This window comes from Amycolatopsis sp. NPDC039088, from assembly GCF_055598845.1.
Genome location: NZ_JBVKAE010000004.1, coordinates 1 through 22,557, shown reverse-complemented (window position 1 = coordinate 22,557; position 22,557 = coordinate 1). Strand labels below are relative to the sequence as shown.

The 22,557-nt window shown below is 69.7% G+C and carries 22 protein-coding genes and 1 pseudogene; 16 read left to right on the top strand and 7 right to left on the bottom strand.

The window, feature by feature from the left end:
- Window positions 1-122: 122 nt before the first annotated feature.
- Window positions 123-317 (top strand): hypothetical protein, encoded by a 195-nt coding sequence (locus ACZ7KI_RS06520; protein WP_470272194.1) that lies wholly within the window; start codon window positions 123-125, stop codon window positions 315-317.
- A 156-nt stretch (window positions 318-473) separates the two neighbouring features.
- Entirely contained in the window at window positions 474-950 is a 477-nt protein-coding gene (locus ACZ7KI_RS06515; protein WP_470272193.1) for a hypothetical protein, read from the top strand.
- Window positions 951-1,037: 87 nt separating this feature from the next.
- On the opposite strand, the gene ychF is transcribed toward ACZ7KI_RS06515, so the two are convergent.
- The gene (gene ychF / locus ACZ7KI_RS06510) at window positions 1,038-2,120 is read right to left on the bottom strand and encodes a redox-regulated ATPase YchF (RefSeq protein ID WP_470272410.1); all 1,083 of its coding nucleotides are present in this window, start codon (window positions 2,118-2,120) and stop codon (window positions 1,038-1,040) included.
- Between the two features lie 115 nt (window positions 2,121-2,235).
- Between ychF and ACZ7KI_RS06505 the strand changes: the two genes are divergently transcribed.
- Window positions 2,236-3,699 carry a DNA-3-methyladenine glycosylase 2 family protein gene (locus ACZ7KI_RS06505; protein WP_470272192.1) on the top strand — a complete coding sequence of 488 codons (1,464 nt, stop codon included), beginning with the start codon at window positions 2,236-2,238 and terminating at the stop codon, window positions 3,697-3,699.
- A complete protein-coding gene (locus ACZ7KI_RS06500) occupies window positions 3,699-4,199 on the top strand; it encodes a methylated-DNA--[protein]-cysteine S-methyltransferase (RefSeq protein ID WP_470272191.1) in 501 nt (166 codons plus the stop codon). Before ACZ7KI_RS06505 ends, ACZ7KI_RS06500 begins: the two co-directional genes overlap by 1 nt.
- A gap of 24 nt (window positions 4,200-4,223) precedes the next feature.
- Here ACZ7KI_RS06500 and ACZ7KI_RS06495 read toward each other — a convergent pair whose 3' ends face one another.
- Entirely contained in the window at window positions 4,224-7,175 is a 2,952-nt protein-coding gene (locus ACZ7KI_RS06495) for an AAA family ATPase (protein ID WP_470272190.1), read from the bottom strand.
- On the bottom strand, window positions 7,172-8,323 hold the full coding sequence (locus ACZ7KI_RS06490) for an exonuclease SbcCD subunit D (RefSeq protein WP_470272189.1): 1,152 nt from the start codon (window positions 8,321-8,323) through the stop codon (window positions 7,172-7,174). Before ACZ7KI_RS06490 ends, ACZ7KI_RS06495 begins: the two co-directional genes overlap by 4 nt.
- A gap of 178 nt (window positions 8,324-8,501) precedes the next feature.
- On the opposite strand from ACZ7KI_RS06490, the gene rmuC reads away from it, so the two are divergent.
- Together rmuC and ACZ7KI_RS06480 are read left to right on the top strand one after the other, a co-directional pair.
- A complete protein-coding gene (rmuC, locus tag ACZ7KI_RS06485; protein ID WP_470272188.1) occupies window positions 8,502-9,416 on the top strand; it encodes a DNA recombination protein RmuC in 915 nt (304 codons plus the stop codon).
- A gap of 197 nt (window positions 9,417-9,613) precedes the next feature.
- Complete coding sequence (locus tag ACZ7KI_RS06480; protein ID WP_470272187.1) at window positions 9,614-10,477, top strand: DUF6542 domain-containing protein; 864 nt, start codon at window positions 9,614-9,616, stop codon at window positions 10,475-10,477.
- A 91-nt stretch (window positions 10,478-10,568) separates the two neighbouring features.
- On the opposite strand, the gene ACZ7KI_RS06475 is transcribed toward ACZ7KI_RS06480, so the two are convergent.
- On the bottom strand, window positions 10,569-11,582 hold the full coding sequence (locus ACZ7KI_RS06475; protein WP_470216396.1) for a 4-hydroxy-3-methylbut-2-enyl diphosphate reductase: 1,014 nt from the start codon (window positions 11,580-11,582) through the stop codon (window positions 10,569-10,571).
- Between the two features lie 151 nt (window positions 11,583-11,733).
- Between ACZ7KI_RS06475 and ACZ7KI_RS06470 the strand changes: the two genes are divergently transcribed.
- The 6 genes from ACZ7KI_RS06470 to ACZ7KI_RS06445 all read left to right on the top strand — a co-directional run bounded on the left by ACZ7KI_RS06470 (window position 11,734) and on the right by ACZ7KI_RS06445 (window position 16,229).
- Window positions 11,734-12,390 carry a lipid droplet-associated protein gene (locus ACZ7KI_RS06470; RefSeq protein WP_470272186.1) on the top strand — a complete coding sequence of 219 codons (657 nt, stop codon included), beginning with the start codon at window positions 11,734-11,736 and terminating at the stop codon, window positions 12,388-12,390.
- Window positions 12,387-13,652, top strand: coding sequence for an exodeoxyribonuclease VII large subunit (gene xseA / locus ACZ7KI_RS06465; protein WP_470272185.1), 1,266 nt, complete (start codon window positions 12,387-12,389; stop codon window positions 13,650-13,652). The genes ACZ7KI_RS06470 and xseA overlap by 4 nt, the downstream gene beginning before the upstream one ends.
- Window positions 13,649-14,050 carry a hypothetical protein gene (locus ACZ7KI_RS06460; RefSeq protein WP_470272184.1) on the top strand — a complete coding sequence of 134 codons (402 nt, stop codon included), beginning with the start codon at window positions 13,649-13,651 and terminating at the stop codon, window positions 14,048-14,050. The genes xseA and ACZ7KI_RS06460 overlap by 4 nt, the downstream gene beginning before the upstream one ends.
- Window positions 14,047-14,280: an exodeoxyribonuclease VII small subunit gene (locus ACZ7KI_RS06455; RefSeq protein ID WP_037306508.1), complete on the top strand. Its 234-nt coding sequence runs from the start codon at window positions 14,047-14,049 to the stop codon at window positions 14,278-14,280. Before ACZ7KI_RS06460 ends, ACZ7KI_RS06455 begins: the two co-directional genes overlap by 4 nt.
- Window positions 14,281-14,366: 86 nt before the next feature.
- Window positions 14,367-15,437, top strand: coding sequence for a class II fructose-bisphosphatase (gene glpX, locus ACZ7KI_RS06450; RefSeq protein WP_470272183.1), 1,071 nt, complete (start codon window positions 14,367-14,369; stop codon window positions 15,435-15,437).
- A 9-nt stretch (window positions 15,438-15,446) separates the two neighbouring features.
- A complete protein-coding gene (locus ACZ7KI_RS06445; protein WP_470272182.1) occupies window positions 15,447-16,229 on the top strand; it encodes a S1 family peptidase in 783 nt (260 codons plus the stop codon).
- A gap of 4 nt (window positions 16,230-16,233) precedes the next feature.
- Here ACZ7KI_RS06445 and ACZ7KI_RS06440 read toward each other — a convergent pair whose 3' ends face one another.
- Window positions 16,234-17,223, bottom strand: coding sequence for an NAD(P)/FAD-dependent oxidoreductase (locus ACZ7KI_RS06440; protein WP_470272181.1), 990 nt, complete (start codon window positions 17,221-17,223; stop codon window positions 16,234-16,236).
- A gap of 114 nt (window positions 17,224-17,337) precedes the next feature.
- On the opposite strand from ACZ7KI_RS06440, the gene ACZ7KI_RS06435 reads away from it, so the two are divergent.
- The gene (locus ACZ7KI_RS06435; RefSeq protein WP_470272180.1) at window positions 17,338-18,735 is read left to right on the top strand and encodes a class II fumarate hydratase; all 1,398 of its coding nucleotides are present in this window, start codon (window positions 17,338-17,340) and stop codon (window positions 18,733-18,735) included.
- Here the strand turns inward: ACZ7KI_RS06435 and ACZ7KI_RS06430 are convergent.
- A complete protein-coding gene (locus tag ACZ7KI_RS06430) occupies window positions 18,732-19,313 on the bottom strand; it encodes a TetR/AcrR family transcriptional regulator (RefSeq protein ID WP_470272179.1) in 582 nt (193 codons plus the stop codon). The two genes, ACZ7KI_RS06435 and ACZ7KI_RS06430, sit on opposite strands and share 4 nt — an antisense overlap.
- A 44-nt stretch (window positions 19,314-19,357) precedes the next feature.
- On the opposite strand from ACZ7KI_RS06430, the gene ACZ7KI_RS06425 reads away from it, so the two are divergent.
- Window positions 19,358-19,813: an SRPBCC family protein gene (locus ACZ7KI_RS06425; protein WP_470272178.1), complete on the top strand. Its 456-nt coding sequence runs from the start codon at window positions 19,358-19,360 to the stop codon at window positions 19,811-19,813.
- Here the strand turns inward: ACZ7KI_RS06425 and ACZ7KI_RS06420 are convergent.
- A pseudogene (locus tag ACZ7KI_RS06420) lies at window positions 19,811-20,641 on the bottom strand (DMT family transporter); the annotation flags it as partial. The gene ACZ7KI_RS06425 and the pseudogene ACZ7KI_RS06420 sit on opposite strands and share 3 nt — an antisense overlap.
- 130 nt (window positions 20,642-20,771) lie before the next feature.
- Here ACZ7KI_RS06420 and ACZ7KI_RS06415 point away from each other — a divergent pair.
- Together ACZ7KI_RS06415 and ACZ7KI_RS06410 are read left to right on the top strand one after the other, a co-directional pair.
- On the top strand, window positions 20,772-21,509 hold the full coding sequence (locus ACZ7KI_RS06415) for a hypothetical protein (RefSeq protein WP_470272177.1): 738 nt from the start codon (window positions 20,772-20,774) through the stop codon (window positions 21,507-21,509).
- A gap of 61 nt (window positions 21,510-21,570) precedes the next feature.
- Window positions 21,571-22,413, top strand: coding sequence for a helix-turn-helix transcriptional regulator (locus tag ACZ7KI_RS06410; protein ID WP_470272176.1), 843 nt, complete (start codon window positions 21,571-21,573; stop codon window positions 22,411-22,413).
- Window positions 22,414-22,557: the final 144 nt, after the last annotated feature.

Genomic DNA, 22,557 nt, shown 5'->3' with positions numbered 1-22,557 from the left:
CAGCCCTGACCATCCAACCCCTTGTCTCACAGAGATCGTGATTGTCTCACAAGTCTTTGAGACAACCCTATATCAAGGCTACTTCATGGGCCAGGCTGAAATCCCGACCAGAAAGCAGGCCCATGCCCCGACCCGCAAAACACCGGAATCCCCGGGTAGCCGATCTGTTCGCGCTGCTCATCGTCGCAGCTACCGGGATCATGCTGATCATGCTCGGCGTTCAAGCCGAAGCGCTCGCCACCGTGACCGCTGCCCTCGCAAGCCTCTACACCGCTTGGCGGGGAGGCCCCCGTAACCCCGACCAAGAGAAGAGTTGACACCGGTCTTCCAAGGCGCCCGAACGTGCAGGAAGCCTGTGTGCTTCCTGCACGTTCACACCTTCTCGACCTTTAGACGTCGAAGCGGAACTTCACCGGATTCGTCGCTGGGCAACCTCTGCCTCCACGCGGCTCACTCTGGCAGGCTCCCCGGGCATGAACGGTGTGCTGACCAGTGTGGTCGCGATATCCGGAACCTTGGCCGGCTCGACCCTCACCTACCTGCTCGGGTTGCTGAATACGCGACGAACAGAGCGAGCGGCTCGTGATGAGCGGCTTCGGCAGGAACGAATCACCGCATACGTGGCCTTCGCCGAAGCCATGACCGAACTGCGGCAAGCCGTGATCGCGAAGTGGTTCCTCAAACAGCGGGGAGCACCGGAGGAGGACGCGCGGGCCGCGCACACGGAATCGGACAAGCGCGGAGCGGCGGCCGATCACGCACGCCTCAGGATCCAAATGCTCACCGACGAGTCCGAGCTCCTCCGACTCGTCGACGCGACCCTCGAACCGATCGAGGCCTTGCACCGAGCACCGGATCTCGCCGCCCTGAAACAGCACGAAGAACAGAGCCAGGAAACCCTGTCGGCCTTCATCCGCACCGCCGGCAGGCAGGTCCGGTACCTCCCCTAGCATCCGGCTCGACGTCTGCGGGGAGTCGTCCTCGTACGCGCCAGCCGTTTCGTGGCCCAGCCCAGTGCCCGTCCCGCTTCTTCGGGACTAGACGTTGAAGCGGAACTCCACCACGTCGCCGTCCGACATGACGTAGTCCTTGCCCTCCATGCGCACCTTGCCCGCGGACCGGGCGGCGGCCATGGAGCCGTTGGCGATCAGGTCGTCGTACGAGACGACCTCGGCCTTGATGAAGCCGCGCTCGAAGTCGGTGTGGATGACACCGGCGGCCTGCGGGGCCGTCGCGCCCTTCGGGATCGTCCAGGCGCGCGATTCCTTCGGCCCGGCGGTCAGGTAGGTCTGCAGGCCGAGGGTGTGGAAACCGGCGCGCGCGAGCGAGTAGAGGCCAGGCTCGTGCTGGCCGACGGACTCCAGCAGTTCGCGCACGGACTCTTCGTCGTCCAGTTCGAGCAGCTCGGACTCGACCTTGGCGTCGAGGAACACCGCGTCGGCGGGGGCGACCATCTTGGCCAGCTCTTCGCGGCGCGACTCGTCGGTCAGGATGCCTTCGTCGGCGTTGAAGACGTAGAGGAACGGCTTCGTGGTGAGCAGGCTGAGCTCGCGCAGCGCCTCGAAGTCGACCTCTTTCTGCGCCTGGAACAGGGTCCGGCCCGAGTCGAGGATCTCCTTGGCCTTGACCGCGTTGTCGAGGGCGGGTTTGGCTTCCTTCTTGGTCCGCGCCTCCTTCTCGAGCCGGTGCAGCGCCTTGTCGAGCGTCTGCAGGTCGGCGAGGATCAGCTCGGTGTTGATCGTCTCGATGTCGCTCGCCGGGTCGATCCGGTCGTCGACGTGGATCACGTCCGGGTCGTCGAAGACGCGGACGACCTGGCAGATCGCGTTGGCCTCGCGGATGTTCGCGAGGAACTTGTTGCCGAGCCCCGCTCCCTCGGACGCGCCCTTCACGATGCCCGCGATGTCCACAAAGGACACGACGGCCGGGACGGTCCGCTCGGAGCCGAAGACCTTGGCGAGCTCGTCCAGCCGCGGGTCCGGCAGCGGCACGACACCGACGTTGGGCTCGATCGTCGCGAACGGGTAGTTCGCGGCGAGCACGTCGTTGCGGGTCAGCGCGTTGAACAGGGTGGACTTGCCGACGTTGGGCAGGCCGACGATACCGAGGGTGAGACTCACGGGCCAGAAGTCTACGTGCCGCCCGCCGCCGCTCCCGGTGCCGGTCGCCGAGGCCTGGATCGCCGTGTCGGATTTCCGCCAGCCGAGCCCTCGACCTGGTGGCACGATCGACGTCATGACCGAGCAGACGCTGGCCGAGCGGGCCGTGTGGCGCGACACCGAGCGGTGTTACCGCGCCGTCGCCGCCCGTGATTCCCGCTTCGACGGACAGTTCATCATGGCCGTGCGCACCACCGGGATCTACTGCCGCCCGTCGTGCCCCGCGTCGACGCCGAAACCGCAGAACGTCCGCTTCTATCCGACGTCGGCCGCCGCGCAGTCCAACGGCTTCCGTGCCTGCCGCCGTTGCCTGCCCGACGCCGTCCCCGGCTCCCCCGACTGGGACATCCGGGCCGACCTCGCGGCGCGGGCGATGCGGCTCATCTCGGACGGGACCGTCGAACGCGACGGCGTCCCGGGGCTCGCGCGGCGGCTCGGCTATTCCGAACGCCAGCTCGGGCGCGTCCTCACCGCGGAACTCGGTGCCGGACCGCTCGCGCTGGCCAGGGCGCACCGGGCGCATTCGGCCCGGCTGCTGATCGAGATGTCCGCGCTCCCGCTGACCGACGTCGCGTTCGCGGCGGGCTTCTCCAGCGTCCGCCAGTTCAACGAGACGATCCGCGAGGTGTTCGCGACGACGCCTTCGCAGCTTCGGGCCGCGAGCCTGCGGCGTGGACGCCGTAAGACCGACGAAACGCCGACCGGGACCCGGCTGAGTCTGCGGCTGCCGTTCCGGAAACCGTTCGACTCCGGCGGCGTCCTGAACCTCCTGGCCGACCGGGCCGTCCCCGGTGTCGAGCACGTGACGCGCGACGATGCCGGAGTGACCGGCTATGCCCGCACGCTGCGGCTCGCACACGGCACCGGCGTGGCGCGGCTGACGACGAAGGACGATCACGTCCTCTGCGACCTGCGGCTCACCGACCTGCGCGATCTGAGCAGCGCGGTGGCCAGGATGCGGCGGCTGTTCGATCTCGACGCCGACCCCGAGGCGGTCACGCGGGTCCTCAGTGCCGACCCGGCGCTCGCGCCGCTGGTCGAGGCGATCCCGGGAATCCGGGTGCCCGGCGCGGTCGACGGGGACGAACTCGTGCTGCGCGCGATGCTGTCCCCGGCCGACGCGGCGTCACTCGCCGACGCCCTCGGCGAGCGTGTGCCCAGCTGCGACGAGTCACTGGAGGGGGTGACCACGGTGTTCCCGACGGCCGCGCAAGTCGCCGAACACGGTCCTGAGCGAGTGGCCGCGGTGGCCCGCGCGCTGGCGGACGACGTTTCGGTCCACGTCGGCCGTGACCCGATGGAGTTACGGGCGCAGCTGCTCGACCTGCCCGGAATCGGGCCTCGGACCGCGGACTACGTCCTGATGCGCGTACTGGGCGCGCCGGACGTCCTCTTGACCGGTGACCCCGCGCTGCGCCGAGGGGCGGCAGCACTGGGCATCGCCGACGACGAAAAGACGCTGGCCGAACGCGGACGGGCCTGGCAGCCCTGGTCCTCGTACGCCGGCATGTACCTGCTGCGCGCCGAAAAGGGAGAATGATGAGCATCGCGTACTGGTCCACAATGGACACGAAGATCGGCCCCTTCACCACTGTGGTGGCGGAAGACGGCGCCGTGCTCGCCTCGGGCTGGACCGGCGACGTCACCGAGCTGACGCCGCTGATCTCGCCGTCGCTCGCACCCGGCGAAGTGAAGCAGCGGCGGGATCTGGGGCCGGTGAGCACCGCGATCCGCCGCTACCACGATGGCGAACTGGACGCTGTCGCCGACATCGAGGTGAGGCAGCGGTCCGGCGCTTTCCGTGAGCACGCCTGGGAAATTCTGCGGAAAGTCCCCGCGGGTGAGCCGGTGAGCTATGCGGAATACGCGGCGCTGGCGGGGAATCCATCGGCGGTGCGAGCGGCCGCTTCGGCGTGCGCGAAGAATGCGGCGGCACTGTTCGTGCCCTGCCATCGGGTGGTGCGAACCGGCGGTGCGGTGGGCAACTTCCGGTGGGGTATTCCGGCGAAGCAGTGGCTGTTGACCCACGAAGCCGCCTGAGCCCCGCAGCACGCGAGGCAGCGATCAAGCGGCGTGGATCTCCACCGAAGAGCCCGTACGCGCCTTCCGCACCCGCAGGCGGGTCGGGATCCGTTGCCGCAGTTCCTCGACGTGCGAGACCAGCCCGACCACGCGCCCACCGGCGCGAAGCTCGTCGAGGATGTTCATGACGATGTCGAGCGTTTCGGCGTCCAGGGTGCCGAAGCCCTCGTCGATGAACAAGGTGTCCAGCAGCGCGCCACCGGTTTCGGCGGCGACGACGTCGGCGAGCCCCAGCGCCAGCGAGAGGGACGCGAGGAACGACTCGCCGCCGGACAGCGTCTTCGCGGGCCGGACGGTGCCGGAGTAGTCGTCGAGCACGTCGAGACCGAGCCCGCCGCGGGTGCCCCTGGCGCCGGCCGCGTCCGAGTGCACGAAGGAGTAGCGGCCCTGGCTCATCGTCCGCAGGCGGTGGGTCGCGGCGACCGCGACCTCCTCCAGCCGGGCGGCGAGGACGTACGAGCGCAGCGACATCTTCCGCGCGTTCTGCCCGCGTCCGTTGACCACCTCGGCCAGCGCCTTCAGTTCGAGGTACCGCTCTTCGACCGGTGCCAGTTCCGCCATCACCGAAGCCATCCGCTCGGACAGCTTGGTCAGATCCGTGTGCCGGGCCGTGGCCGTCCGCAGCGCGACGAAGGCCTGTTCGGCCTCGCCCCGGGTGTCCCGCGCCGCTTCCTCGGAGGCGGCGACGTCGATCTCGTCCTCCGGCGAGATACCGAAGAGCTCCGGTTCGGCGAGGGCCTGCCGTTCGGCCTTCTCCATCGCCTTGGCGTCGGCGAGGCTGGTCTCCAGTTTCGTGATCTGTTCTTCCGGCCGCGCCGCGGCACGCATCTCGTCGAGATCCGCGAAGCCCTTGGCGTGCAACGCTTCCTTGACCAGTTTCGCTTGCTCGTCGCGGCGCTCCCGGGCACCGGCGACGCCGATCCGCGCTTCGGCGAGCGCGTCGAGCCGGCTCGCGAAGCCGAGCAAGTGTCGCCGTCGCGTGGCGACGTCGGCGAACTCGCCGCGCGCGTTTTCCAGCCGTCGTTCCCGTTCGGCCAGCCGTTCCGTGAGACCTCGGACCTCGGTCGAGACCTCGACCACCCGCCGCTCGGCCACCCCGCGCTGGTCGGTCAGCCGCTCGATCTTCTTTTCCAATTCGAGGAGCCGTGTCTCCAGTTCCGGCTTGCGACGCGCCTTTCCGGTCAGCGACGCGACCAGTTCCCGTGCCTCGCCGAGGACGGGCCGCAATGTTTCCGCGGTGTGCTCACCCAGCCGTTCGACCAGGACCGTCAGCCGGTTTTCGGCTTCCAGCAACGCGGCTTTCGCCTTCTCGCGCCGACCGTCGGCCTGCTGCTCCGCGAGTTCGGCGCGACGTTCGTCTTCGGGATCGACCAGTCCGCCGGTGTGCTTGGCGGGCGCCGGATGCTCGGTCGCGCCACAGACCGGGCAGTTCTCGCCCGCGTGCAGCCCGGCGGCGAGCTCGGCCGCCATCCCGTCGAGACGGCGCTCGCGAAGATCCAGGCGGTGCTGACGGGCCCGCTGATGGACGTCCACGGCTTCGCTGACCGTCGTACGCGCTCGCTCGACGGCTTGCCGTGCGTTCGGCAGCTCGTCGGCGTCGCGGACCAGCGCGGTCAGCTCGTCGACACGGGTGCGCGCACCGTCGAGTTTCGCTTCGGCTTCGGCGGCCGCTGCCACCTCCGCGCGCAGTGCCGTCACCTTCTCCGGCGCGGAATCGAGCTCGGCGGCGAAGTCCTCGGCCTGTTTCTTCGCCTTTTCCGCGGCCGCGTTCAGCTGCTCCCGGCGAACCAGATCCTGTTGCTGCTGCTCGCTTTCCGCCACGAGCTCGGCGAGCGCCCCGGCTTCCTCGCGCAACCCGCCGGCACGTTCGCGAAGTTCGACGGCGGAACTGTCCGCGGCGTCAGGGACTTCACGGGCCCGGAGGGCTTCCGTGGCCTCGGCCTCCGCGAGCTGCTCCAGCCTGCGCTCGAGGAGATCGGCCTCCGCGACCACCCCGGCCGCACGATGGGCCGCCTCGACCTCTTCCGCCCACTCCGCGCGCTGACCCGCCTGCTCGGTGATCGCCGCGAGGCGCGTGTACGCGGTCCGCACCCGGCGGATGCGTTCGGCGGTGGACCGGTTCTCCTGCCAGATCGCTTCGGCGGTCTTGGCCGCCGTCCTCGCCTTGGCTTCCCGTTCCCGCGTCTCGGCGACGCGTTGCGCCGACTCGGCGAGGACGGCGTCGATCCACTCGGCCTGTCCCTCTTCGGGCGCTTCCTGCTGGGCGACCTGTGCGAACCGCGCGATCCACTCCCGCAACGACTGCTGCCGCTCCTGCAGATCCCGGCCGCGTTCGGCGCGCAGGTTCGCGAACCAGTCTTCGACGTCCGAGAACCGCTCGGTGCCGAACAGCCGCTCCAGCAACTCCTCCCGTTCGGCCGTGTTCGCGCGCAGGAACCGCGCGAATTCGCCCTGCGGGAGCAACACCACCTGGAAGAACTGCTCGTGCGTCATGCCGATCAGCCGCTCGACCGTGCGCGCGACCTCGTCGATACGGGTGATGCCCTCGGCGACGTGGCCGGCAGGCACCGTCCCGACCCAGTTCAGCACCGCCTTCGCCTGCTGGACGGTCATCCCCTCGCCGCGCCGCTTCGGCCGCTGGTACTCGGGGTTGCGCGCGATCCGCATCCGCTGGCCCTGCACGGTCAGTTCGAGGACGACCTCGGTGACCTGGTCGGGCTCGGCGAGATCGCAGCGCAGCCGCTTGACCTCGCCGCGAGCGCCGGGGACCGTGCCGAACAACGCGAACGCGATGGCGTCGAGCAGGGTCGTCTTCCCCGCGCCGGTGTCACCGTGCAGCAGGAACAGGCCGTCGGCGCCGAGCGCGTCGAAGTCCACCACCTCACGGCCCGCGTACGGGCCGAAAGCGGCGACCTCCAACCGGTGCAACCTCATACTTCGCGCTCCCTGCCCGCGGCGCCGAGAGCGGCCAGCACGAGGCGCTCCTCGCTCTCCGACGGCGCCGAGCCGCGGCAGTCTTCGAGGAAGCTACGGGTGATCTCGACGTCGGATCGTCCTCGGACGGCTTCGGCGTACTTCAGCACCGCGCCGTCGTGCCCGCCTTCCGGCTGCCAGTCCATGTGCACGGCGTAGGGAAACCTCTCACGCAGTTTGCGCATGGCGTCGATCGGGCGGACCCGGTCGGTGACCGTGAAGGAGAGGAAATGCTCGGTGAGGCCGTCGTGTCCGGGATCCGACAGGAGGTCCGCCAGCTCCCCCCGGAGCATCGCGAGCTGCCGTGGAACCGGCAGTTCATGGCGCCGGACCTCGGCGAGGCCTTCCGCGTCGAGGTCGACGAGCCATACCGATTTCCGTTGGCGTGTCTCGGAAAACGAGTACGCCAGCGGACTGCCCGAGTAACGCAGGTGCTCGGCGAGGGTCTGCGGCCCGTGCAGATGGCCGAGCGCGACGTAATCGACGCCGTCGAACACCGAACCCGGCACCTGCTCGACGCCGCCGACCGCGATGGTCCGCTCGGATTCGGTCGGCTCGCCGCCGGTGACGAAGGCGTGCGCGAGCACCACGGACCGCGTGCCGGACGGCCGCGCGGCGAGATCCGCCCGGATCCGCCGCATCGCCTCGGTGAGGACGCCGGTGTGGCCACGGGCCTCCGGCACGCCGAGAGCGTGGCGCGCGGGCTCCGGTTCGAGGTACGGAATGCCGTAGAGGGCGACTTCGCCGTGTTCGTCGGGCAGCAGCACCGGCTCGGCGAGGCCGTCGATCGTGGCGCGCAGGTACAGCCCGCCCGCCGCGGCGAATTCGGCGAAGGCGCCCAGCCGCGGCGCGGAGTCGTGGTTGCCCGGCGTCATCACCAGCTTGACCCCGGCCTGACGGAGCCTGCCCAGCGCGGTGGTGGCCACGCGGACAGCCTCCGCCGAGGGCACCGCGCGGTCGTAGATGTCCCCGGACACGAGCACGACGTCGACCGACTCGGCGATCACGAGATCGGCGAGGTGGCCGAGCACGGCTTCCTGTTCGGCGAGCAGATCGGCGCCGTGGAAGGTACGGCCGATATGCCAGTCGGACGTGTGCAGGAGCTTCACGCAGCCCAAGGTAGGGCCGCGCACCGGCCGGAGAGCGGAGGCGCGCCCTTGGCGGCGGTGCGCTTTCCGACACGCCGGGGACGGCGCAGGTCAGATACGGAGCGCGACCGTGCCGCTCCGGTTTTGTCGGTGGGTTCCGCCATGATGTCCTCCGACTCGTGTCGGAGGGGAGGTACCGGTGGGGACGGTGATCACCACCGCGGCCGTCGTGCTCGCGTTGCTGCTGCTCGTGGCCGTCGCGCTGCTGTGGCGGCTGTACAACGACGGCATGCGGCGGGCGGACGCGGCGGCGAAACTGGTCGCCGCCGAACGGTCGAAGCTGGATCAGCAGCAGCTCGCGTTGCGCCGGTACGAAGTGGCGTTCGCCTCGATCAGCGGCCGTGGTGAGCTGGGCGAACAGGTGCTGCTGGAGACCGCCCGCGCGCTCGGGCTCCGTGAGGAACTGCACTTCACGCTGCAAACGGACCTGGCGGGCGGCGGCGCGGCGAAACCGGACATGGTGCTGCGGGTGGGCGGCGGCCGGACGGTGCCGGTCGACGCGAAGGCGAGCATGGCCTGCTGGGCCGAAGCGGTCGAGACCGACGACCCCGAAGAACGGCTGGACGCGTTGCGCGTCCACGTCCGGCAACTGCGGTCACGGGCGGCCGAACTGGCGGGTAAGGGCTACCAGCGCTGGGCCGACGCGATCTACGGGACGATCATGTTCGTCCCCTCCGACGCCGCCGTGGTCGCCGCGCTGGACACCGATCCGGAGCTGCTGCGCTGGATGCTGGACAGGCGGGTCTTCCTCTGCGGGCCGACCGGGTTCGCCGTTCTGGCGTCCGCCGCGCTGTTCGCCGCGACCGAGCGGGCGCTGGTCGAGGACGTCGAGCAGGTCCGCGCCGGCGCCGCGGCCGCGCACCGGGCCGCGGGCAACGCGGTCGACGCGCTGAACCTGTCGAGCACCCATCTGCAGCGCTTCATCTCGGCACGGCGGCGGGAGCTGGAGGCGCTCGAGAGTTTCCGGAGCACGGTCTCCCCGCTGACGGACGCGGCGGGCAGCCCGGCGCAGGTGCCCCTCATCAGGAAGGCGGACGAACTCCCCACCTCGTGAGCGACCTTCACTACCTGCGGTTTCCGGAACCGGAGGCTCCGTTTCGGCTCACGTGACAACCTTGTCGCACCCTCACGCGTACTACCTCCAGGAAGAGCCCGGGCAGTCCGTCCGGGTGGTCCGGAATGACCACTACCAGGCGATAGACATACCGCCTGTTGGCGGTATGTCCGCAGCTTGGATATACGGTGGGGCCTGTGACCGCGATTCGCGATCGCCAGAGCGATCCTGATGCCGACGACGTTCCCGTTGCCTGGGACGAGCGTCCGCTCGTCGGCGCCAGGCGTGGGCTGCCCTGGTGGGCGGCCGTCCTGGTGGGCTTCGGGCTCGCCATTCTTGGCGCCTTCGTCGACATGATGATGCAGAAGGACCTGGGCCTACTGTTCAAGGCGTGCTACGCGCTCGGCGCGGTGGCCGCCGTGGTGGCCGTGCAGCGCCGCGGGCTGTTCGGCCCGATGGTGCAGCCGCCCCTGGTCCTCGCCGTGACCGTCCCGGGGGTCATCCTCCTGACCTCGGACGGCAGCAAGGGCACCGACCTGCTGTCCAGAGCCGTCGACGTCGGCGGCCCGCTGATCAACGGCTTCCCGACGATGGCCATCACCACCGGCGTCACCCTGGCGATCGGCGTCTTCCGGATCTACCGCGAACGCGATCCCGACGCCCCCGTGAAGCTGAAGTCCACCGCGAAGCCGGAACGTCGTGACGAGGGCAAACCCCCGGCCAAGCCCGCCGCCGCGGGCCGTGGCCGTCCGGCCTCCCGTACCGGCCAGACCCCGCCCCCGCCGTCGCGCCGTGGTGCGCCGCGGGACGACGCGCCGCCGCGCCGCCGTCCTGTCGACGACGAACGCCGTCCTCGCCGCGACGCCGAGCCCGGCGCCCGTAAACCCCCGCCCCCGGGACGTCAGCCCAGGCGGCCACGGCCTCCCGAAGGCGGCGAACCCCGTCGCCGCGACCCGCGTACCGACGGCACTCCCGGTGCCCCGCGCCGCCGTCCGCCGCGTGCGGACGATCCGCGCCGCGGTGGCCAGCCGCCTCGCCGCCCGTGGGACGACGAGCGGTGAAGCAAGGGACCTTTGCTCTCGCCTGAGCCTCTGACCAGGAAAAAGGGCCGTCCGAGAACTCCTCGGGCGGCCCTTTTTCGCGTAGCAGGCGTCAGGCTTTCGCGGCCTTACGCAGCTCGTGCGGCAGCGCGAACGCGATCTTCTCGTTCGCCGTGGTGACCTCGTCGACGTTGTCCCAGCCGCGCTCGGCCAGCCATGCCAGCAGGTCCATGACCAGCACCTCCGGCACCGAAGCGCCGCTGGTGACGCCGACGGTCTCGACACCTTCGAGCCACGCTTCGTCGACCTCGTGCGCGAAGTCGACCAGGTGCGACGCGCGCGCCCCAGCCTTCAGTGCGACCTCGACCAGCCGCTTCGAGTTGGACGAGTTCGTCGAGCCGACCACCAGCACCAGGTCGCACTCGGCGGCCATCGCCTTGACCGCGACCTGGCGGTTCGTGGTGGCGTAGCAGATGTCGTCGCTGGGCGGGTCGGCCAAGCCCGGGAACCTGTCCCGCAACTGGTCGACGCGCTCCATGGTCTCGTCAACCGAAAGGGTGGTCTGTGAAAGCCAGATGACCTTCGAGGGATCGCGGATCTCGACCTTGTCGACGTCCTCGGCGGTGTCGACCAGCTGCACCTTGTCGGGAGCTTCGCCGGCAGTGCCCTCGACCTCTTCGTGGCCTTCGTGACCGATCAGCAGGATGTCGTAGTCGTCCTTCGCGAACCGGTTGACCTCCTTGTGGACCTTCGTCACGAGAGGACAGGTCGCGTCGATGGTCCGCAGATTGCGCTCGGCCGCCTCGGCGTGCACCGCGGGCGAGACGCCGTGCGCGGAGAACACCACCAGCTCGCCTTCCGGCACCTCGGAGGTCTCGTCGACGAAGATCACCCCGCGTTCGCGCAGGGTCTCCACGACGTGCCGGTTGTGCACGATCTCCTTGCGCACGTACACCGGCGCCCCGTAGAGCTCGAGTGCCTTTTCGACCGCGATGACCGCGCGGTCGACACCGGCGCAGTAGCCGCGAGGCTTCGCGAGCAGGACACGTTTGCCACCTGCCGGCACACCGGACTCGGTGATCGTCGGACTGCCGGCGGGCGTGATTCCGGGACTCGCAGAACTCATGCCCCCAGGGTACGGGCTGCCTCCGGGGCACCTCGCACTCACGTTCAGGTGACCTGCGAACCCCTCGAAAGTATGTGCGTGGCGTCACGTCCGGTGAGCCGACCCACTCGTTCGGTTGGGCAGGATGGACCAGATACGGCAGGCTAGACGTATGAAGCCTCTCCCGCTCCCCCTCCGGGTCGCCGCGGGCCTCGCCGTCACCACCGCCGAGCGGGTTCGCGAACTTCCCAAGCAGCTCACCGGGCTCCCCGTCACGGTGGTCAGCCAGGTGCTCCAGTTCTCCATGCGCGTGCAGCAGCACGTCACCGAACTCGCGATCAAGGGTGACGACGCGCTCTCGGGCCTTCACCCGGTCGAAGACACCCCCAGCTGGGCCACCTTCGACGAAGACCTCCCGCCCGAGGTGAACGAGCGTCGCTACGAACGCGACTCGTGCGTGATCCCGCTGCGTGAGGAGGCCGAGGTCCCCGAGCCGCGTGCCGAGACGAACGGGCACCTCCGCGATCTCGAACAGCTCACCGAAGACCCGTGGGCCGAGGAGGAGCGCGCGCTCGCCGAGGACCACGCCGACGGCGAGTTCGACAGCGCGAAGGCGCCCGTGACCTCCGGCCCTGCCGGGCTGACCGACTACGACACGCTCACCCTGCCGCAGCTGCGGGCCCGGCTGCGGCGGTTCGACCTGGCGCAGCTGGAGGAGCTGCTGACCTACGAACGCGCGAACGCCGACAGGCCGTCGTTCGTCGGCATGCTCGCGCGCCGCATCGGAAACGTGAAGAAGGCCGACGGCGACGGCGCGGAAGGCCAGTGAGCGCCGAACCCACCACGGCGGCGGCGGGTCCGTCCACCACCGCGGAGAACCCGTGGCCGGTCCGCACGGTCGCCCGCAAGGTCGGCGAGTGGATCAACCGGCTCGGCGCGGTCTGGGTGGAAGGCCAGGTCACGCAGATCTCGGCCCGGCAAGGCACCAACACCGCCTTCCTGACGCTGCGCGACCCGTCCGCGGACGTCTCGATGTCGGTGACCTGCCCGATGGGTCTGCTGCGCACGATCGAACCGCCGCTGCGCGAGGGCGCGAGCGTCGTGGTGCACGCGAAGCCGACGTTCTTCATGAACCGCGGTTCGCTGAGCCTGCGCGCCAACGAGATCCGCGCGGTCGGCATCGGTGAACTGCTCGCGCGGATCGAACGGCTGCGGCGGCTGCTGGCCGCCGAGGGCCTGTTCGCGCCGGAACGCAAACGCAAGATCCCGTTCCTGCCCAAGGGAATCGGGCTGATCACCGGACGCGCGTCGGCCGCCGAACGCGACGTGCTGGTGAACGCGCAGGCCCGCTGGCCGCATGTCGCGTTCAAGGTGATCAACACCGCCGTGCAGGGGTCGCTCGCCGTTCCGCAGATCCTCCAGGCATTGTCCAAACTGGACCGTGATCCGGACATCGACGTCATCGTGATCGCGCGCGGTGGCGGCAGCGTGGAAGACCTCCTGCCGTTCTCCGACGAGGCGCTGTGCCGCGCGGTCTCCGCGGCCGGGACCCCGGTGGTCAGCGCCATCGGGCACGAGCCGGACACCCCGCTGCTCGACCACGTCGCCGACCTCCGCTGCTCGACGCCGACCGACGCCAGCAAGCGGATCGTGCCCGACGTCCGCGAGGAGACCCAGCGGGTCCACCAGATGCGCGACCGCGGCCGCCGCGCCCTGCACGGCTGGGTGGACACCCAGGTCAGGCTGCTGACCCAGATGCGCAGCCGTCCCGTGCTCGCCGATCCGCTCGGCCCGATCCAGCGGCGGTCCGACGACATCGAAATCCACCGCGAACGCGGACGCCGCGCGATGCTCACCCTGCTCGCCAAGGACCAGGCGGAGATCGCCAGTGCCCGCGCGCGGCTGACCGCGCTCGGCCCGGCGGCGACCCTCGAACGCGGCTACGCGGTGGTTCAGTACACCGACGCCGAAGGCAACCTCCAGGTACTCCGGTCCGTCTCCGAAGTCGCGGACGGCGCGAAACTGCGCGTCCGGGTGGTCGATGGCGCGATCGGCGCCGTCGTCTCGGATGGACCGGAGGAGGAGCGTTGACGGCGAGTTTCCTGCCTTTGACCGTCGACGCCGCGAAGCGTGCCGACGCCCCCGAGGTGCTGCGTCACGCGATCCTGACCGACCGCGCGGCCGCCGAATGCTGGACGGTCTTGCTGGCGGGCTGTGAGCTCTCGACCAAGCGGGATCTCGACGCCCAGCTGCGCAGGCTGTCGGAAGCCACGGCCGAGCACGTCGGTACCCGATGGTGGTTCGCGGACGGGGCAGGGCACCGCAAACGGGTGGCGCGAGCCCAGGAGAACCTCGTGGCGGCGATCGCGGAGGGTGACGGCCAGGAGTTCGCTCTCGCCTTCGTGGGTTACGACAACGCCATGGCCGGCGCGGTAGTGTGCGCGGGTATCGGCAAGCACCGACGTCCGGTAGAAGGAAGCACAGCGTGAGCAAACCCGGTGGCGAGACCGCCGAACTCGGCTACGAGCAGGCCCGCGACAGGCTGGTCGAGGTCGTCCGCGAGCTCGAAGCGGGCGGGCTGTCCCTGGAGCAGTCGCTCGCCCTGTGGGAGAAGGGCGAGCAGCTGGCGAAGGTCTGCGAACACCACCTCGAGGGCGCGCGCGAGCGGATCGAGGCCGCGCTGTCGTCCGTGGAGGAGGAGACCGGCGACGGTCAGTGACGTTCACCATGCTCTCCGAGTCGCCGATGCACGGCGGGTATCTGAGAGACTGGGACCCCGCCGAGTTCCCTGACCCGGGAGGCCTCATGCCCACCCCCACCTCGTCCGCCGGCTCTTCTCGACGCCCTGAAGCGCCTGACCGCAACCTCGCGATGGAGCTGGTCCGCGTGACCGAAGCCGCCGCGATGGCCGCGGGCCGCTGGGTGGGGCGCGGGGACAAGATCGGCGGGGACGGCGCCGCCGTGGACGCGATGCGCCAGCTCGTCTCGACCGTTTCGATGCGTGGTGTGGTCGTCATCGGCGAGGGCGAGAAGGACGAAGCGCCGATGCTGTTCAACGGGGAAGAGGTCGGCAACGGCGACGGGCCGGACTGCGACGTCGCGGTCGACCCGGTCGACGGGACGACCCTGATGGCCAAGGGCATGCCGAACGCGCTGGCCGTGCTCGCGGTCGCCGAACGCGGCGCGATGTTCGACCCGTCCGCGGTCTTCTACATGGAGAAGCTCGCCGTCGGCCCGGACGCCGCGGGCAAGGTCGACCTGGCCGCCCCGGTCGCGGAGAACATCCGCCGGGTCGCGAAGGCCAAGAACTCCAGCGTTTCCGACGTCACCGTGTGCATCCTCGACCGGCCGCGTCACGACCGGCTGATCAAGGAGGTCCGCGACGCGGGTGCCCGGATCCGCTTCATCTCCGACGGCGACGTCGCCGGCGCGATCGCCGCGGCCCGGCCGACCACCGGCGTCGACATGCTGCTCGGCATCGGCGGCACCCCCGAAGGCATCATCGCGGCCTGCGCGATGAAGTGCCTCGGCGGCGAACTGCAGGGCCGTCTGTGGCCGAAGGACGACGCCGAACGTGAGAAGGCACTGGCCGCGGGCCACGACCTCGACCGCGTACTCGGCAACGACGACCTCGTCCGCGGCGACAACGTGTTCTTCTGCGCCACCGGCGTCACCGACGGCGACCTGCTGCGCGGCGTGCACTACCGCGCGGGCGGCGCGACGACCCAGTCGATCGTGATGCGGTCGAAGTCCGGCACGGTCCGGATGATCGACGGCTACCACCGGCTGACCAAGCTTCGCTCGTATTCGTCGGTCAACTTCGACGGCCACCTCGACGATTCGCTGGACGACGACGTCGTTCCCCCGCTCCCCTAAGGAGAATCCGTGCTGAAGCGCGTGCTCGTGGTCCTGCTGACGGCGATGGTCTTGACGCCGGTCGGGCAGGCCACGGGTGCGGGCGACCTCGTCGGCGGCAGAGAGGCCGACGAGCCGTATTCGTTCATCGTGTCCCTGCATTCGGCCTCCGGTAAGGCTTTCTGCGCCGGTGCGCTGATCACGGCGGACTGGCTGGTGACGGCGGGGCACTGCGTCGAGGGCAAGAACCCGGCGAATCTGAGCGCGCGGATCGGAAGCAACGACAACACCACGGGCGGCGAAAGCGCGAAACCCGCCGAGATCATCGTGAACCCCGCGTTCAACCCGGCGCCCGAACACGCGGGCGGCGACCTCGCGCTGGTGCGGCTGGCCGCCCCGGTGAAGTCGGTCCCGATCGCGATCGGGACGGCCGTGGCGCCGGAGACGCCGACGCGGCTGCTCGGCTGGGGCCAGACCTGCCCGACTTCGGGCTGCGGCAAGGGCACGGCGAAGCTGCAGCAACTGGACACGAAGATCGTCGAAGGCGTGCGCTGCACCGCGAAATTCGACGGTGCCGTCGAGTTGTGCACCGACAATCCCGGCGGGAAATCGGGTTCGTGCTACGGCGATTCCGGTGGACCGGAGATCGCCAAGGTCGACGAGAAGTGGGTTCTGCTGGGCGCGATCAGCCGTCCGGGGAACGCCGACCCGGTCTGCGCGACTTCGCCGTCGATCGCGACCTCGGTGGTGGCTTACGCGCAGTGGATCGCGGAGAAGATCACGCCTCCGGCTCCGCCCGCCCCGCCTGCTTAACGCGCTACTCCGCGTTACTGGAGTGACCGGGGAACAGATGCGCGTCCGGGTCCAGCATCACCGCGATGTTGTTGACCGCCGTCGCCGCCTCGCCGAAGCCGGTCGCGATCAGCTTGACCTTCCCCGGATACGCCGCGACGTCGCCCGCCGCGTAGACCCGCTCCCGCGGGGTCGCCATGGTCGAGTCGACGGCGATCGCGCGATGGTCGATCCGCAGTCCCCAGCTTTCGATCGGCCCCAGATCCGCGGTGAAACCGAGCGCGGCGACCACCGAATCGGCGGGCAGCACCTCGGGTTCGGCGTCTTTGACCTGGACCTGCACCTCCGCCAGCGCGCCGTCGCGGTCGAGGAACCGGGTGACTTCGGCGTCGGTGATGATCCGCACGCCGAGTTCCCGCACCTGCCGCACGATCGATTCGGCCGCACGGAACTTCGCGCGCCGGTGCACGAGGGTGACGCTCGCGGCGACCGGGTGCAGGGCGAGCACCCAGTCGAAAGCCGAGTCCCCGCCGCCGACGACGACCACATGCTGGCCTGCGTGCGCCTGCAGCGAGGGCACGAAATGCACCATGCCGCGGCCGAGCCAGCCGTCCCCGGCGGGCAGCGGACGCGGGGTGAACTCCCCGATCCCGGCGGTGATCAGCACCGCCCCGGCGCGCAGGACCTGTCCGCCGTCGAGCGTGATGGTGATGCCGCCTTCGACACTTTCGAGTTTCTCCGCCTTGCGTCCGAGCAGATACGTGGGCTTCCACGGAGCGACCTGATCGAGCAGGCCCTGCACCAGATCCCGGCCCCGGATCTCCGCGAAGCCGCCGACGTCGTAGATCATCTTTTCGGGGTACATCGCGGTGACCTGCCCGCCCGCCTCCGGCAGTGAATCCACGACGGCCATCGAAAGGCCGCGGAATCCCGCGTAGTAGGCGGCGAACAAACCCGTCGGACCTGCCCCGATGATGACAAGGTCGTACGACGTTTCCCCAGCGGACTCGCTCATTCGGCACTCTCCCCGGCCGGTGGTGGGCGGCGTGATCGAGAACACAATCGATCCTAGCCCTCGCGTGCCGAAAGACACGGAGCGCGCCAGGTGTGACTGCGCGAAACTTGAGGCATGGCTGAACAGGAATACCGGATCGAACACGACACCATGGGCGAGGTGCGCGTCCCCGTCGACGCCCTCTACCGCGCGCAGACGCAGCGCGCCGTCGAGAACTTCCCGATCTCCGGCCGTGGCCTGGAGCGGGCGCAGATCCGCGCGCTCGGCCTGCTGAAGGCCGCGGCCGCGCGGGTCAACGCGAAACTCGGCGTGCTGGACGCCGACGTCGCCGAGGCCATCGCGAAGGCCGCCGACGAGGTCGCCGAGGGCGAGCACGACGCGCATTTCCCGATCGACGTGTTCCAGACCGGTTCCGGGACCTCGTCGAACATGAACGCCAACGAGGTCATCGCGACGCTCGCGTCGCGGGCGCTCGGCCGCGACGTGCACCCGAACGACCACGTCAACGCGTCGCAGTCCTCGAACGACACCTTCCCGACGACGATCCACGTCGCCGCGACGGAAGCCGTGCTGTCCGACGTCATCCCGGCGCTGGAGTACCTGGCCGCCGCGATCGAGACGCGAGCGGCCGAGTGGGCGGACATCGTGAAGTCCGGCCGTACGCACCTGATGGACGCCGTGCCGATCACCCTCGGGCAGGAAGCCGGCGCGTGGGCGTCGCAGGTCCGGTTCGGTGTCGAGCGGCTGCGTTCCGGTCTGCCGCGGCTCGGTGAACTGCCGATCGGCGGCACCGCGGTCGGTTCCGGGCTGAACGCGCCGGAAGGTTTCGGCGCCGCGGTTTCGCAGGAACTGGCTTCGGTCACCGGCCTCCCGCTGACCGAGGCGCGCGACCACTTCGAGGCGCAGGCGACGCAGGACAGCGTCGTCGAGACGTCCGGTCATCTGCGCACGGTCGCGGTGTCCCTGAACAAGATCGCGAACGACCTGCGCTGGCTGGGTTCCGGCCCGCGCACCGGACTCGCCGAACTCGCGCTGCCCGATCTGCAGCCGGGCTCCTCGATCATGCCGGGCAAGGTGAACCCGGTGATCCCGGAGGCGACACTGCAGGTGGTCGCCCAGGTGATCGGGAACGACGCGGCGGTCGCCTTCGCCGGCGCGGCGGGCAACTTCCAGCTCAACGTGAACCTGCCGGTGATCGCGCGCAACGTGCTCGAATCGGCGCGGCTGCTCGCCGCGGTTTCGCGACTGCTGGCGGACAAGGTGTTCGCGGGGGTGACGGTGAACGCCGACCGCGCGCGGGAGTACGCCGAGGGTTCGCCGTCGATCGTGACGCCGCTCAACAAATACATCGGCTACGAAGAGGCGGCCGCGATCGCGAAGCAGGCCCTCAAGGAACTGAAGACGATCCGCGAGGTCGTGATCGAACGCGGTCACGTCGCCGACGGCAAGCTCACCGAAGCCCAACTGGACGAAGCACTCGACGTGCTCCGCATGGCGCGCGGCGGCCGTTAAGCGCCGAGGGCGACCACAGCCGCATGAAGCGGTGAGGCGAGCGAGGCCGCCAACCCGCCGGGAGGCGGCGGCTCGGTGAAAAGGTGCAGCCATGTCAGTACCGGGCCGAGCAGCATCGCGTGCACGAGCGCCGGATCGGGCCGTCGAGGGAGTTCGCCTCTCTCGACGGCCCGATCCAGCATCAAGACCAGATATCCGCGTTCGCGCCCGAGGAAGACCTCGCCGAACCGTGCTTCCAGCACGGGATCCGCCCGGACGTCGGCGAGCAGCGACGGCAGCGCCCGCCGCAGTTCCGGACCGTCCAAAGAGGACTGGATCACCTCGAGGACCGCCGCCACGTCACCCCGCAGCGAACCGGTGTCCTCCGGCGGCGCCAAGTCCGCCGAATGGATCACCGCGGTGAACACGAGTTCCGCCTTCGAGCGCCACCGCCGGTACACGGCGGCCTTGCCGACCCCGGCCCGCGCCGCGACCGCGTCGATCGTGCAGCGCTGGTAACCGGTTTCGGCCAGCAACGCCCGCACCGCGTCGCGGACCGCGTCGTCGATTCCTTCTTCTCTCGGCCTGCCCCGAACCATGCACCCCAGTTTACGAGACTGCCGGTTCCATATATCGTCCGGGGATGACCTGGACCAGAACCTCCCGCGAAATCCTGCCCTGCTCACCGGCCTCACTTTGGGCGCCGTTGGCCGACTTCACCCGGTGGCCAGCTTGGGATCCCGACCTCGTCAGCATCGAACTCCACGGGCCAACCGAGGTGGGAACGACCGGATTCCTCGTACCGAACGGATTCCGCGGCCGCTTGCACTCACGGTTCGCTGACCCGTTCACGATCACCTCTCTGGCCCAGCACCGCGAGATCGCCTTCTGCCAGCCGATCCCCTTGGGCACCATGGCGCTCGAACTGAGCCTGACCGCGGTCGACGGTGGGACGGAGTTCGTCCAGAAGGTCACCTTCGACGGGCCGCTGCGCTCGGTCATGGTCGCGATCATCGGCGGCGACCTCGTGAAGCACTTCGACGTCAAATGCGCCAGGCTCGTCGAGCTTGCGACGGCGCAGGCCGATCACGACGCCTGAGGACACCAGCGCGACCCCGAACACCTGGGAGAAACGGAAATCCTGCATACCGAGCAGGAGCGAGACGGCGAGCCCGGAGACCGGCATCAGCCCGACCAGCACCCCGGCCCGGTCCGCTCCCAGCGCGGAAACCGCCGAGTACCAAAGAAGAAACGCGATCGCGGTGACGACGACCGTCAGGTAGCCGAGCGCGATCAGTTCACGCCCGTCCGGCCACACCCAGGCGCCGGACGGGTCGGCGATCGTGCCGACGACAGCACCGCCGATACCCGCGGCGAAACAACCCCAGGTCGCGGTCGCCAACGGCCCGAGCCTCTCGAGCACGCCGACGGCGAGCAGCGTGAACAGCGCTTCACACACCATCGCCAGCGCCGCGAGCACCAATCCTTGCCAGCGCGCCGCGCCACCGCCGGACAGGACGGCGATCCCGAGCCCGGCGAGCACCGCCCCGGTCACCGGCGCCCAGGACGGCCGTTTCCCTTTGGCCAGCGGACCGGCGAGCGCGAGCACGAGCGGTGTGCCGCCGAGGAACGCCGCGACCAGGCCGGGTTCGGCGTAGCGCTGCGCGAACAGCAGGCAAGCCTGGAACCCGATCATCCCGGTCGCCGCGAGGGCGAGCAGCGCGGGCACGTCACGCGCGCCGGGCAACGGCAACGGGCGCCCGCTCAGCCGCGCCCACGCCAGCAGGATGACTCCCGCCAGCGCGTAGCGCAGCGCCTGCCCGGTGATCACCGGGTAGCCGTCGAGCATTCCCGTCACCGGCACGGACGCGCCGACGACCAGCACCCCCAGTACGCCGATCGTCACACTTCTTCGCTCGCTGTCCATGCCCTCACGATGTCCCCTCTTTGGACCGAAGGACAGGGCCAGATCGTGTCCGAGTGAAAGGACCATAAATCGACGCAACCGGACCGGGTCCGGTTTCCGTCTCCGCGGTATGCGCCTGGGGATCGTTTTCGTGTCGTTGTTCGCACTGGTGGCCGCTTGCGGCGGCGCGCCGCCACCACCGTCGGACCCGGGAACGTTGGTCCTGCGCGCCAAGACCTATGTCGGCATGCCGAGTCCGAAACCCGCGCTGCTCCCCGAATTCAGCCTCTACGGCGGTGGGCGGCTGCTCGTTCCCGGCGAACCCGAAGGAGCTCTCCAGACAGTCCGTGAGAAGCGTCTGGGCGATCGAGCGGTGCGAAGTGTCTACAACGCGGCTTACGGTGCCGACCTCGACCGCGACGAATACGTCCCGAACGACGACGCGATCGACGGATATCTGCTCGTTTTCACGCTCTACGGCGGACACCAGGTCCGCGCTTCCACGCCACGAAGCGGTTCCGGCGGCAGACTGGGGGAACTCGCCGATTTCCAGGACGAGCTGACCGAGGTCGCGAAGGAGGCCGAGGGCGTCCCCGCGACTTACCGGCCGAGCCGGATGGCCGCCATCGGCTGGGCGGCCGACCAGCATCCCGAAAACCCCGATGTGCGGCCATGGCCCTTCGCGCCCTTCGCCGACATCCAGCATGTCGACGGCGGCCTCTGCGTCGTCCTCGAAGGAGAAGCCGCGCGCCAGGCCGAGAACCTGGCGAGGTCCGCCGCCCACGGGACCAGGTGGAGGACGGCGGAGACGACCTGGCTCGTCGTCTTCCGGCCGCTCCTTCCCGACGAGACGTCCTGCGCGGATCTGGTCGTGCCGCCGCAGGGCTGAGCCGTCCCTGGGACTGGCAGGACCAGGCACATACCCGACCGCGTCGGGGATACTCGTGGACATGACCGACACGGCCGAACTGGGCGATTTCCTCAAGGCGCGCCGAGCCGCGCTGGACCCGGCGGACCTGGGTTTGCCGACAGGGTTCAACCAGCGGCGCGTCGCCGGGCTGCGGCGCGAGGAGCTGGCGCAGCTGGCCGGGATCAGCGTCGACTACTACACGCGGCTCGAACAGGGCCGGGCGCGCAACGTCTCCGATTCGGTCCTCGAATCGCTGAGCCGGGCGCTGCGGCTGCACCGCGACGAGGAGACCTACCTCCGCAACCTGGCCGCCCCCAAACGCAAACGCGTCGCGCGGCCGCGGGCGCAGCGCGTCCGGCCGGAACTGCAGACGATGCTGAACGCCATCCACTCACCCGCGTTCGTCTTCGGCCGCTATCTGGACGTGCTGGCCTGGAATTCGCTCGGCGGGGCGCTGTCGTTCGACTTTGCCGCCTGCGCTCCCGGCGAGCGCAACATCCCGAAGATGTTCTTCCTCGACGAGAACGCGCGGGAAATGCATCCGGAATGGGAGACCGTCGCCAAGGAGGTCGTGGCGAATCTGCGATCCGAGAGCGGTAAATATCCGGACGACCCCTATCTCGCGCAGCTGGTCGGCGAGCTCTCCCTCGGCAGCGAGGAATTCCGGAAACTGTGGGCGAAGCACACCGTGCGAGAGAAGGCGCACGCGTGGAAGGCGATGATCAACCCGATCGTGGGTGAACTCCGGTTGCGCTACGAGACGCTGCGGTTGCCCGACGATCCGGACCAGGCTCTGGTGATCTACACCGCCGAGCCCGGTTCCGACAGCGAGCGGGCACTCAGCCTGCTCGCCAGCTGGGTCGCGGATCCCGCACACGCCTGAGCGCCCGTGGGTCCGGCCGGTCCGTGAAGGCCTCCTTCCCTACCGTCAGGTCAGGGTCCCGGCAAAGTCGAGGTAGAGCTTGATCAACGGAAGATCAGGGACACTCAACGTCCCTGATCTTCCGTTGATCAAGGGCGAGCCGAG